This window comes from Sulfurimonas hydrogeniphila (genome assembly GCF_009068765.1).
Classification (GTDB): domain Bacteria; phylum Campylobacterota; class Campylobacteria; order Campylobacterales; family Sulfurimonadaceae; genus Sulfurimonas; species Sulfurimonas hydrogeniphila.
On record NZ_CP035534.1, the window covers coordinates 1,026,877 to 1,038,961 of the forward strand.

General features: G+C 36.1%; 14 protein-coding genes and 1 pseudogene. 14 read left to right on the top strand and 1 reads right to left on the bottom strand.

The window, feature by feature from the left end:
* Positions 1 to 30: 30 nt before the first annotated feature.
* The 6 genes from ETP70_RS05385 (at position 31) to ETP70_RS05410 (ending at position 5,628) form a co-directional block, all read left to right on the top strand.
* Positions 31 to 1,881, top strand: a complete 1,851-nt coding sequence (locus ETP70_RS05385) for a GGDEF domain-containing phosphodiesterase (RefSeq protein ID WP_230973319.1) — start codon at positions 31 to 33, stop codon at positions 1,879 to 1,881.
* A 106-nt stretch (positions 1,882 to 1,987) separates the two neighbouring features.
* Positions 1,988 to 2,236 (top strand): RNA-binding S4 domain-containing protein, encoded by a 249-nt coding sequence (locus tag ETP70_RS05390; RefSeq protein ID WP_151900218.1) that lies wholly within the window; start codon positions 1,988 to 1,990, stop codon positions 2,234 to 2,236.
* Positions 2,233 to 3,219, top strand: coding sequence for an anthranilate phosphoribosyltransferase (gene trpD, locus ETP70_RS05395; protein ID WP_151900219.1), 987 nt, complete (start codon positions 2,233 to 2,235; stop codon positions 3,217 to 3,219). The genes ETP70_RS05390 and trpD overlap by 4 nt, the downstream gene beginning before the upstream one ends.
* On the top strand, positions 3,216 to 3,632 hold the full coding sequence (gene tsaE / locus ETP70_RS05400; protein ID WP_151900220.1) for a tRNA (adenosine(37)-N6)-threonylcarbamoyltransferase complex ATPase subunit type 1 TsaE: 417 nt from the start codon (positions 3,216 to 3,218) through the stop codon (positions 3,630 to 3,632). Before trpD ends, tsaE begins: the two co-directional genes overlap by 4 nt.
* Entirely contained in the window at positions 3,620 to 4,342 is a 723-nt protein-coding gene (lptB, locus tag ETP70_RS05405; protein WP_151900221.1) for an LPS export ABC transporter ATP-binding protein, read from the top strand. The genes tsaE and lptB overlap by 13 nt, the downstream gene beginning before the upstream one ends.
* Before the next feature lie 14 nt (positions 4,343 to 4,356).
* Positions 4,357 to 5,628: an RNA polymerase factor sigma-54 gene (locus ETP70_RS05410; RefSeq protein ID WP_151900222.1), complete on the top strand. Its 1,272-nt coding sequence runs from the start codon at positions 4,357 to 4,359 to the stop codon at positions 5,626 to 5,628.
* A gap of 24 nt (positions 5,629 to 5,652) precedes the next feature.
* Here the strand turns inward: ETP70_RS05410 and ETP70_RS05415 are convergent, their stop codons facing one another.
* The gene (locus tag ETP70_RS05415) at positions 5,653 to 5,886 is read right to left on the bottom strand and encodes a hypothetical protein (RefSeq protein WP_151900223.1); all 234 of its coding nucleotides are present in this window, start codon (positions 5,884 to 5,886) and stop codon (positions 5,653 to 5,655) included.
* Positions 5,887 to 6,044: 158 nt separating this feature from the next.
* Between ETP70_RS05415 and ETP70_RS12510 the strand changes: the two are divergent.
* The 8 genes and pseudogenes from ETP70_RS12510 to ETP70_RS05460 all read left to right on the top strand — a co-directional run bounded on the left by ETP70_RS12510 (position 6,045) and on the right by ETP70_RS05460 (position 12,000).
* Positions 6,045 to 7,150, top strand: a pseudogene (locus ETP70_RS12510) (ISAs1 family transposase).
* 102 nt (positions 7,151 to 7,252) lie between these two features.
* Positions 7,253 to 7,540 carry a hypothetical protein gene (locus ETP70_RS05430; protein ID WP_347400468.1) on the top strand — a complete coding sequence of 96 codons (288 nt, stop codon included), beginning with the start codon at positions 7,253 to 7,255 and terminating at the stop codon, positions 7,538 to 7,540.
* A complete protein-coding gene (locus ETP70_RS05435; RefSeq protein WP_151900224.1) occupies positions 7,510 to 8,283 on the top strand; it encodes a patatin-like phospholipase family protein in 774 nt (257 codons plus the stop codon). The genes ETP70_RS05430 and ETP70_RS05435 overlap by 31 nt, the downstream gene beginning before the upstream one ends.
* On the top strand, positions 8,280 to 8,831 hold the full coding sequence (locus tag ETP70_RS05440) for a YqiA/YcfP family alpha/beta fold hydrolase (protein WP_151900225.1): 552 nt from the start codon (positions 8,280 to 8,282) through the stop codon (positions 8,829 to 8,831). Before ETP70_RS05435 ends, ETP70_RS05440 begins: the two co-directional genes overlap by 4 nt.
* A gap of 83 nt (positions 8,832 to 8,914) precedes the next feature.
* The gene (gspG, locus tag ETP70_RS05445; protein ID WP_151900226.1) at positions 8,915 to 9,346 is read left to right on the top strand and encodes a type II secretion system major pseudopilin GspG; all 432 of its coding nucleotides are present in this window, start codon (positions 8,915 to 8,917) and stop codon (positions 9,344 to 9,346) included.
* Positions 9,347 to 9,358: 12 nt separating this feature from the next.
* Positions 9,359 to 9,877 (top strand): type II secretion system protein, encoded by a 519-nt coding sequence (locus ETP70_RS05450; protein ID WP_188110059.1) that lies wholly within the window; start codon positions 9,359 to 9,361, stop codon positions 9,875 to 9,877.
* Positions 9,874 to 11,088, top strand: a complete 1,215-nt coding sequence (locus ETP70_RS05455) for a type II secretion system F family protein (RefSeq protein ID WP_151900228.1) — start codon at positions 9,874 to 9,876, stop codon at positions 11,086 to 11,088. Before ETP70_RS05450 ends, ETP70_RS05455 begins: the two co-directional genes overlap by 4 nt.
* Positions 11,089 to 12,000, top strand: coding sequence for a hypothetical protein (locus ETP70_RS05460; RefSeq protein WP_151900229.1), 912 nt, complete (start codon positions 11,089 to 11,091; stop codon positions 11,998 to 12,000).
* Positions 12,001 to 12,085: the final 85 nt, after the last annotated feature.

Below are 12,085 nucleotides of genomic sequence, written 5' to 3' on the forward strand. Positions count from 1 at the left end.
TGATAAGAAACCTGTAAAGAGAGATATGTTTTGACAACGAATGATAATATTAGTTTTTATAATTTTATGCATAAGCAGATACTTGTTGTTATTTTATTGTTTTTAGGAACAGGTCCCGGATATATAGTCATGGGATATCTTTACTCTTCAATTATTGTCGAAATACTTTGGTTTGTCCTTTTTTTACTGCTTTCAGTCTGGGGATGGAAGCTGTATAGAAATTATTCGAGAAAGATGACTATATCACAAAAAGACAGATGGCTTGAAAAAGTAAAATATTTTATGTTTATATATTTTTCCTTATGGACAATAATGTTTTTATACTATATCTCAAAAGATGCTATCAGTGCACATTATATAGCTATTGCAACACAACTCGGCAGTGCGGTAGTCGCGGCAACTATTTTAGCTTCACAGAAAAAGCTGGTAGTAGCAACAGTTTCGTTTTTAATGCTTCCGCTTGTTGTCTATTTCATAGCAATTGGAGAACTTTATTCGTATATTCTTGCATTTTTCACTGTTGTGTTGAGTATGGTTCTTTTATATGCTGCAAAAAATACACATGCCTATTTGTTAAAAAGCAGGTTTCAGGCATATCATGATTATTTGACAGGACTTGGAAACAGACGTTATTTTATAGAGTATCTGGACAGTTCTGTTAGGGAGAACAAAAACAGATATACCTATTTGCTTTTAATAGATTTGGATTATTTTAAAACAATCAACGATACCCTTGGACATGATGTCGGAGATAAACTTCTTGTTGAAGTTTCAGAGCGTTTGACACAATTGGCTGACAAATACAGTAACATCGTTGCCAGATTGGGTGGAGATGAATTTTGTATTTTAAGCGATGCACTTGAGACGAAAGAGAAATGCCTTGCGCAGGCAAAAGAATTTTCAAATAAAATTCTACACACAATAAAAGAGACCTATTTTATAGAAGACAGCACGCTTCACATTAGTGCAAGTATAGGGGTGAGTATCATAAACAACCCAAAACTCAATGCCCATGATTTTTTAAAAGAAGCAGACATTGCAATGTATGAAGTTAAAAGTGCGGACAGAGATGATGTTGTCATATTTAATGATGCACTGTGTAAAATTATAGAAAATAAATTACATGTAGAAAGACTGCTGCATTTTGCCATAGAAAAAAATGAAATATATCTGCAATACCAACCCCAAATAAGCTGTAAAAATAAAATTATCGGCTGTGAAGTGCTTGCAAGGTGGAAAAGTGCCACACTCGGTCAGGTGAGTCCTGAAGTGTTTATCGGCGTTGCTGAGAGTACCGGTTATATTATAGAATTAGGAGAATATATTTTGGAAGAAGCTATAAAAACTCTGCAAAGATGGGAAAGTATCGGAATGCATCTGCATCAAATGTCGATTAACATTAGTGTAAGGCAGCTTTTAAACAAAGATTTTATTTCTATAGTTGAACGTCTTCTTCGTCAGTACAATGTGTCCGGCTTTCATACAAAACTGATTTTTGAAATTACTGAAACGAGTACATCTCAGGACTTAAAAAGACTGATTGTCACAATCAATGCGCTCAAAAAACATAATATCCATTTTTCTATAGATGATTTTGGTACGGGTTATTCATCATTAAGCTATATCCGTGATATTCCCGTAACTGAGTTAAAAATAGATCAGTCTTTTATAGCAGAACTTGACAACAGGCAACAGGCATCTTTAGTGAAGAGTATTATTGATATTTCAAAAAATCTGCATCTCACAACAGTAGCCGAAGGTGTTGAAACACAGGAACAAAGAGACTTTTTGGAAAAAATAGAGTGTGATTTGTATCAGGGATATCTTTTTTCCAAACCGCTGTTAAGCGAAGATTTTGAAAAACTGATGCGAAATAATTAATAATGCAAAAAATGTTCCAACTTCTTTCTTCTCTTACATTATTTTCAGTTTGATTTGTCTACAATAAACAAACTATAAATGAGTAAAAAAACAATAAAGATAAAAAATGAGAATAGATAAATTTTTAAATTCGGTAAATATTACAAAAAGACGTTCTGTTGCACAGGATATGATTAGTAACGGAGTAGTAGAGATAAACGGTGTGGTTGCAAAGGCGAGTAAAAATGTGGAAGTCGGCAGCATTATTACTGTAAACTATCTTAATGAATCAAAAAAGTATGAAGTGCTGCAAATTCCTACAACAAAATCAACGCCAAAATCTCTGCAAGATCAGTATATAAAGGAGATTTCATGACATATGAGGAAGCTTTAGTCAAATTTACTTCACTTTTTCAACATGAAATGAGTGATGCACAGATGCGTGAGTTTTTACTCAGTATACGACTTGATGCAAGTACTCCTGTGGAAGTGATTGCCGCTGCTGCACAGGTTATGCGCAGTTTTGCCGTTGCTTTGCCTGTTTCTGATGAACTCAGAGAAAATGCGCTTGATATTGTCGGAACAGGCGGTGACAAAATAGGCAGTTTCAACATCTCCTCAACAGTAGCGCTGCTTGCTGCTTCTTGCGGTGCAACCGTTGCAAAGCACGGAAGTCGTTCTATCACTTCAAAAAGCGGCAGTGCCGATATGTTTGAAGCACTGGGTGTTCGGCTTGACTTGAGTATTGAGCAGAGTGCAAAACTTCTTGAAGAGACAGGTTTTACTTTTATGTTTGCACAAAATCATCATCCGGCCATGAAATTCATCGTACCGGTACGTAAAAGCATCCCTGATAAAACCATATTTAACATACTCGGACCTTTGACAAACCCTGCCGGTGTGAAAAAATCAATGCTGGGTGTATTTGACAAAGCTTTTGTACCAAAAATGGCAGAAGCACTTCAGATAAACGGAGCTACATCGGCTTTGGTTGTCAGCTCAAACGAAGGAATGGACGAAATAAGCATCAGTGATGTGACCTATGCGGCTTTACTGCAAGACGGCAAGACACGAGAGTTTATTATTGATCCGCAGGAGTATGGTATTAAAAAAGCACCGCTAGAAGCCATAATGGGTGGCGATGCACTCAAAAATGCAAATATTTTACGAGCTGTTTTTGATGAAAAAGCAACAGATGCCCAGCGTGATATAGTGCTTATAAATACTGCAGCATCGTTGATGGTAGGAGATTTGGCCCGAGATATACAAGATGGACTGGAAATGGCAAGAGAAGCCCTTGCAAAAGCAAGACCGAAAGTAAAATTAAAACAAATCATAGAAACATCAAACAAGTTATGAAAAAAACATATACATATAGACTGGAAGAGTTAGACTCTTTGGCAGACAGAATTATGAGTCAACTACAAGAAGGTGTTATTATTTTAAAAGGCGATTTGGCTGCAGGCAAAACGACTTTGGTAAAAAATATAGCAAAAAAACTCGGATTGAGTGAAGATGTGACATCGCCTACTTTTTCACTGCAGCAATGTTATGGGGAAAAACTATTTCATTATGATATTTACAATCACGGGCTTGATCATTTTATCTCTTTGGGAATGCTTGAAGAGTTGGAAAAACCGGGTCTGCATTTTATAGAGTGGGGAAGTGATGAATTGGTGGATATTTTAGTCTCTGCCGGCATTGAAACAGTGACAATAGAGATAGAAAAAATTTCAGATGATGCAAGAGAGTATACAATATGCACACATTAAAAGCAACAGACTTAAAAAAGAAAATTAAAGATTTGGAAATAGTAAAAAGTATAAGTCTTGAAGTCAACAGCGGTGAGGTTGTAGGACTGCTTGGACCGAACGGAGCAGGAAAGACAACCACTTTTTATATGATTTGCGGTTTGGTAGAAGCAACAGAGGGGAAAGTCTATTTTGACGGAGAAGATCTTATCGGGATGCCCTTACATGAAAGAGCACTCAAAGGTATAGGTTATTTACCGCAGGAAGCTTCGATTTTTAAAGATTTGAGTGTTGAAGACAATTTAATGATAGCGGCTGAAGTCGGTATAAAAGGTAAAGCAGAACAAGAAGCACGCATTGTGGAACTGCTTGATATGTTCAATATTGAGCCTATACGATACAGAAAGGGAATCAGTCTCAGCGGCGGGGAACGTCGCCGTGTTGAAATTGCCCGTGCGCTTGTAAACAAACCAAAGTTTTTGTTGCTGGATGAACCTTTTGCCGGAGTTGATCCTATTGCCGTTATGGATATACAAAAAGTGATACATCAGCTTGTATCATATGACATAGGTGTATTGATAACAGACCATAATGTACGTGAAACACTGGATGTTTGTGACAGAGTCTATGTTATAAAATCGGGAGAGCTTCTTGCGCAGGGAACCAGTGATGAAATCGGACAAAATGAAGATGTCCGTACACATTACCTCGGTGAAAGCTTCAAACTTTAGGAATTCATGAAAATATGGGAGCATTAAGACAAACACAGGGAGTTGAAACAAAACACAAGCTCTCAAATACCCTGCGTAACTGGCTTCCCATATTGCATTCAAGTCTTTCTGATTTGGGTGAAGCTATGACTCCTTTTGTCGAAGCCAATCCTGTTATAGAAGTGAAATCAGGCTTTGAAGAAGATTTTGAAAAAAAGATTCCAAGAAAAATAATTTCCCGCGGAGTGAGCAATTCCAGAACAGAGCAGATAGAAGCGCTGACTATTCAAAGTCGAACACTTTATGATGTTTTAGATGAGCAAATAGGTGCGCCGCTGTTTCCTACACCTGTTTCACAAAAAGTAGCTTTGTTTGTCATCGAAAATTTGGACGAATATGGCTATTACGACGGTAACACAGAAGAATTTTGCCAAAAAAACAGTATAGACAGAGAAACTTTTGAAAAGATTCGTCTGCGCTTTTTACATGTAGAACCCGTAGGCATAGGTGCTAAAGATTTGGCTGAGTCATTTTTGTTTCAACTAGACAACAGTGAAATCAGTGACCAGGCATATAGTCTGGCCGTAAAAATCATTAATGACATGCAAAATATTCATGCCTACTCCAAAGAAGAGTCTTTTAACGAGGTTATGCATGTATTGTCAACATTCAAAAATCCGCCAAATATCGAATATCAGGAAGATTCCGCGCAGATCATTCCTGATTTGATGATATATTTTAATGATGAACAGCAGATAGAAGTCAAACTCAATGATGCCTACTATCCTGTGATAAACATAGACACCTCTTATGGCGTTGAGCATGAATTTGTAAGACAAAAAATCAAAGAGGCAAAAAGTTTGGTGGATGCGCTTGATATGAGAAAAGCAACACTTTACAAAGTAGGTTTGATGATCGTCGAATACCAGTATGATTTTTTTACAGGCGGACAAATCATGCCATTGACACTCAAAACTCTGGCTGATGAATTTGGACACAATCCCTCAACTATTTCGCGAGCCATTGCAAACAAATATATAGCATGTGACAGAGGTGTTTTGGCTATGAAAGAGTTTTTTACAACCGCCATTGATGAAGATGTCAGTAATGCTGCCATCAAAGAGTTTCTCATTGAACTTATTAAGAATGAAAACCATGAAAAGCCTTTGAGTGACATGAAGCTTTTAGCCCTGATAGAAGAAAAATTCAAAGTAAAAATGGTCAGACGTACGATAGCAAAATACAGAAAACAGCTCAATATCGCAGGTTCAAGTGAGAGAAAGAAACTCTACAAACTGGGTATTTGATATATCTCAAAAAAAGAGATATTATTACTCTTTTTCCAAGAAAAGTCTGTACCCGTTTGTTTCATGGGAAGGAACAACTTCTATTAATCTCCATCCTTCTTTATACAAGGCAGACAGTGTTGTCTTGGAGTTTTGAATCTGTGAAATCACATCCGGGTTTTTATCTTCTTTGCTTGCCTGCTGTTTAATATCTGATATCTGAATTATTTCAGAATCCTCGTTGTATAAAACTGCGCAAAAATATATTCGAATTTCCATGGTATTAAACCTCTCTTCTTTTTAGATGAAAATATTATAGCAAAATTTTACGGATCTGCGTTGAAAAAAAGATTTTGGCCACGGTAATTCAAGTTTAATAACCAGTTAAATAAACTAGAACAAAATTTGCTTACTCCTATAAAAATTAGGAGGAGCAGATGCAAGTATTATTGGAAGAGTTTAGACAACTACCAGATTATAGAAAAAATAAAGTGCGATACACACATCCAGGAGAGATATTATTTTTATCACTTTTGGCTCTCCTTTCAGGTGCCGGGAGCTATGAAGATATTGCAACATGGATGAAAGAGAGAAAAAGAGAACTCTCTAAATTTTTGGGTCGTGCTTTTAAAGCTCCGGCATATACAACAATAAGAAATACATTTTTGGGAATTGATACACAAGCAGTAGAGAAGATGCAACAAAAATGGATTCATCAACTTTCAAATACTCCAAAAGATTCACAAACATTGACAATAGTTGCAACAGATGGGAAAACCATGAGAGGTTCTGCAAATAAAGAGATGAGTGAGAAAGCCAGACATATAGTTTCGCTCTTTCTAACAGAATCTAAACTTACATTGGCACAAGCCCAGGTACAAGAGAAAACAAACGAGATTCCCGCACTTGTTGAACTATTAGATGCTTTAAACCTCACAAATTGTGTGATTACCATGGATGCTATGCATACTCAAAAAAAACATTGAATAAAATAGTAAAGTGTGGACATGATTATATTGCACAGGTAAAATCGAATCAGAAAGAGCTTTTAAAATGGGTAATATTCAATACCTCTCTTGAAGATGCTAAGCCAATAGATACTTATGCCCATTATGAGCATAACACTCATGGGAGATATGAAGAGAGGGTTTGTGAAGTCTATGATGACCTCTATCAAATCAAAAAGAGTTGGTTATCTGTAAAAAGGGTTGTAAAGATTACAGCAACAACACTATCGTATGGAAAACATACGACAGAGTATCATTACTATATTTCAAGTCTTGATGTAGATGCAAAAACTTTTGCACATATTATCAGGAGCCATTGGAAAATTGAGAACTCTTTACACTATGTAAAAGATGTCAGTTTCGATGAGGATAGCTCAAGAGTTCGCACAGGTCAAGCACCTTTAATCTCTACAATGTTAAGAAGTCTTGCCATAAATATCATGAATATTAACAAAATCTCCAATATTAAAAAAGCCAGAAAGGTTTTTGGATGGAGTCCTCATAAGCTTTTCAGTCTTAGTAGTAGACTTGGGTGAGTATTAAACTTGAATTACCGTGGATTTTGGCTCTCTTGTGACCATTTTGTAATATAAAATGATTATACTTGCACAGAGAGATAACAAAGGTTGTATTTGAAAATGCACGAAACTACTACTGTTGCTGTACGGTCTATATTTATTTCGGATATACATCTGGGAACACGTTTTTCAAAAGCAGAGGCTTTATTGAATTATGGAGCTGTTTTGGCGCAACACGCAAAACACAATAACTATGATGGTGTAATTTGCGGTCATATACACAAAGCGGAGATGCGTTATATAGAAGGCATCAGGTATTTAAATTGCGGTGACTGGGTTGAGAGCTGTACTGCGATTGTAGAAACATTGGAGGGTGAATGGAAAATTGTCAGTTTCCGCGAGAAATAACTCTTTGTTTGTCCGGAGGTGCAGGTCGCGGAGCATACCATTTGGGCATAGTTTCCGTACTGCAGGAGAACGGTGTCAAGATTAAAGCTGTCAGCGGTACAAGCGCAGGTGCTCTGATCGGAGCATCCCTTGCCTGCGGCAAGAGTGCCGCATACATTTTTGAGGTGATACAATCAAAAGAGTTCCGCTCTGTTTTTAAGATCTCTTTGGGTAACGGCTATCTTTTTAAACTTGATCATAATGTGGCAGTTGTTGACAAACTTATAGACAAAGAAAGTTTTGAAACACTTGAGATACCGTTACATGTAACGGCATGTGATGTAGAAAAGGAGCAAGCGATTTATTATGACAGTGGCAAAATTCTTAAAGAAGCAGTTTTGGCATCCTGCTCTATTGCACCCTTGTTCGCTCCGGTGTATGTCAACAAAACACTTGTCGTAGACGGCGGGCTTGTAGACAATTTCCCGGTTGAGAGGCTGCAGCAGTACAATTATCCTATCATCGGAATAAATCTTTTTCCAAAATATAAAAAAGTGCCAAAAACCATACTGGGGTGGATTAAAAAGAATATACATACAGCATGGCAGTCAAAATATGTCAGCAAAAAAGAGCTTTGTTACATGTATCTGTGTAATGAAAAACTGTTGGATATCAAAGTTTTTTCATTTCGGGATATTGGCAAAGCTTATGCAATGGGAAGAGAAGAGATGCAAAAAATTATAAAAGAGAGTAACAAAGTATGATTATTTATATACACGGTTTTGCAAGCAGCGGAGAAGGGTATAAAGCAAAACTTTTTAGAGAATATTTTATAAACAAAAATGAAAAATTTATGGCGCCATCATTGTCATATATCCCTGAATTGGCTATACAGACACTGGAAGAAATTATAAAAAATTCACAAGAAAAAGTCAGTCTGATGGGTTCGTCTTTGGGAGGGTACTATGCAACATATCTTGCACATAAATATAATCTTAAAGCAGTACTGATAAATCCTTCAACCTATCCGTATAGTACACTGCAAAAAACACTTGGTTTTATGCAGAGTTTTTATGACGGCAGCTGTTTTGAATGGAGAGAATCCCATCTGCAAATGCTTAAAAAGTATGAAGTACAAGAACCAAAACAGGAGAACTTTATGCTTTTGCTCCAAAAAGGAGATGAAACACTCAACTACAAAGAAGCGGCAGATAAGTTTGATAAAGCAACACTGATGATAGAAGAGGGCGGAAGCCACAGTTTTGACAATATTGAACGCTATTTTGAAAAAACGGAAACGTTTTTACGATAAAAGAGCAACAGTGTCAAAGAGGGCAAAAAGTCAATACATTTTTTTGCTATAATAAATAATTAAAAAGAACAAGGTAATAAAGCATGAAAAACAGATCAAAGAGTGGTTTTACGCTCATAGAATTAATGATAGTTATTGTCATCCTGGGACTTTTGGCAGCCATGATAATGCCAAGTCTTACTGGAAAAGGCGAAGAAGCAAAAAGAAAACTGGTGTGTGTACAAATGAAGAGTATTTACAATGGTGCCCTTGATATGTTTAAAATTGACAACAGCAGGTATCCTACTACAGATGAAGGGCTTGAAGCCCTTGTAAAAAACCCGGATCCGCAAAAATATCCCAACTACTCACCGAGTGGGTATTTTAAAGACAATGAGATTCCAAAAGACTCATGGGGGAGAAATTTTATCTATATGAACAATGACGGCAAAGTGGAACTGGTCTCTCTTGGTGCAGATGCAAAAGAGGGCGGAACAAAAGAAGCTGCAGACATAAAACTCAGTCAGTGTAAATAAGAGATACTGTTTTTGAAAAAAGCTTTTACTCTCATTGAACTTATGATAGTCATAGTGATAATGGGAGTTGTTTATACTTTGGTCATAGGCAGTTTTAAAAAGCTCAGTGAAAAAAGTACAAATTTGTCACTTAAAAATTTAAAAGAGTTTTTACAATCTTATCCGCATAAAGAGAGTGCAAAGTTTGTTTGTTTGGATAAGTGCAAGAATTGTTTTGTACTGATAGATGGAAAAAAGCAGGATATAAAGATAAAAAATTTCCTTGATGAGAGTGTACAAGTTTATCGCTATGACTTTGATCTTGGTGCGATGCAAAAAGAGAATACAGGCTATTTTAATCAGGATAATATTGAAGAAAATGTCTGCTTTTCATATGAAGTGGATGGTGACGGAGTCGGTGATCAGGTACTGGTAGAGTATAAAAACAATGTATATGATTTTACACCCTATTTTGAACCTCCGCAAGTGTACAGCAGTGTAGAAGAAGCAGTAAATGCAAAACAAGATTTAATGACAAAGATAATACAATGATATTTAAGTACAGCGGAATTGACGAGTTTGGTAAAAAAGTATCTGACAAGATTGAAGCTTCTGATTTGGCAGAGGCCAAGAGTAAGATTAAAGCCAAAAAGATTATTTATCAAAAAATCAGTGAAGAAGCCCCGTCATTTTTTGACTCCCTACATTTTTCAAGAAAATACCGAATAAGTACAAAAGAGTTGTCCGGACTTTCCCGTGAACTTGCCATGTATATCCGTTCCGGTATCAGTATAGTGTCTGCACTGAAAATTGTGCAGACACATTATGAAAACAACAAAAAGATGAAACTCTTTTTATCTACAGTGAGTACACATCTGAATGAGGGAAAAGATTTTTACTCAGCACTTGAAGCGCAAAAGGTAGTGGTGCTTCCGGAATTTTTCAAGTACTCGATAAAAGTCAGTGAAAACGGGGGTGTTTTGGATGAAGTGCTTTTGGAACTTTCAAAATTTTTAAAAGAACAGGAACGCATTAAAAAAGAGATAAAAAGTGCTTTTGCCTACCCTTCTTTTATGATAATTGTCTCTTTGCTTATGATTGCTTTTATGCTGACCTTTGTGGTGCCGCAGATTACAGGAATATTTGTCAATATGCATCAGGAACTGCCTACACCTACAAAAGTAGTCATTGCAGCAGGAACATTTTTTCAAAATAATTTTAAAATCATTTTGGCATCACTGTTTGCCGGTATTGTCATATTTATATTTGCACGCAAGAAAAGCCGCTCTTTTGCGTACGGGGTCGATAAACTGCTGTTAAAACTTCCGTATTTTGGAGAGATTATACAAAAAAGTGAGTTGGCACGCTTCTCTTATATGGCATCTTTGCTGGTCCGCTCGGGTGTCCCTTTTGTGCGTACTATAAATCTCGGGACAAATATTTTAAACAATCTTGTGCTCAAAGAGCTGTTTACAACTGCTTCAAAGAAAGTGGTAGAAGGAAAACTGCTTTCGAATGCACTCAATGAATCAGATATAAAGATTGATTATGCTTTTATCCAGTCTATAGCTTTGGGAGAAGAGACGTCAGAACTTGAAACAATTTTGCATAATGTTTCAGAACTCTATTTTGAAGAGAATCGTGACAAGATTTCTCTGCTGTTAACTTTGCTTGAACCTGCTCTTATGCTCTTTGTCGGTGGATCTATCGGATTTATAGTTTCTGCTATGTTGTTGCCAATTTTTTCTATGAGTATTCAGTAAATGTTTAAAAAAAATGCAATAGCCCTTTTGATAACGATGTTTTTCATTATGGCAATTACAGTTACAATAGGGGTATCACTCGGACATATCAACAGTGCAAAAAAGAATCTTTCCTCTGAGAAATTTTTACTGCAAATTACTGCTGTTTTGGATGATATGCTGAAAATTTTAAAAGAGACTCCCGAACTTAATGATATAAACGACACACAGACATTTCGTGCATTTTTATTGCAATACAGCACAGTTGTCCCGTTAAGTACGGATATAATGGTAGAGGTAAAGCTGGAGAATGCCCGATCTAAATTTAATTTTAATGCACTTAAAAAGAACACAGCTGAAGGAGAGAGTGCACTGAAGAATGCACTTATCGGTTATTTGAATGCAAAAATGATCAACAGTGAGTATCTTTATCTCCTTGAAGATCTAACAGGCGGTATAAAAGAAGACGGAATGTATAACAGTGCTCTGTTTGATGAGAATCCTTATCTGTTTAGAGACTATATAAGTTCTGACGAACAGATAAAAGAGTTAAATGAGTATTATAAAAAAACCTATCATGATAACAGCGTTGAACACATAGATCTGCATAAAATCTTTACTTTTGGAAATTATAAAAATTCTTCTTATGTGATTGATTTAAACTTTGTAAACAGGGATGTTTTTAATATAATGTCAGGGAACTATTATGAGCAGGAAAACACTGCTGCTGAAGAAGATAATTTTTTTGTGGACTGTGACAAATTGACGGCAGAAGAGAAAGAAGACTTGAAAAGAAAATTTAATGCAAGTTGTGATTTGCAAAAAATTATAACAGTGACGCTTTTGGTTACACAGGGCAAACAAAATGCTGAAATAAAATTTGAATACAATATAAAAACCAAAAAAGGATCAAACTTTGTTTACAAAATTTAAAAATAATTACAAAACAATTTTGTTGGATCCTTTCATGGAACCAGTGCAGACTGAAGAAAAAATAAATGTTATTTTATCTCCGTCT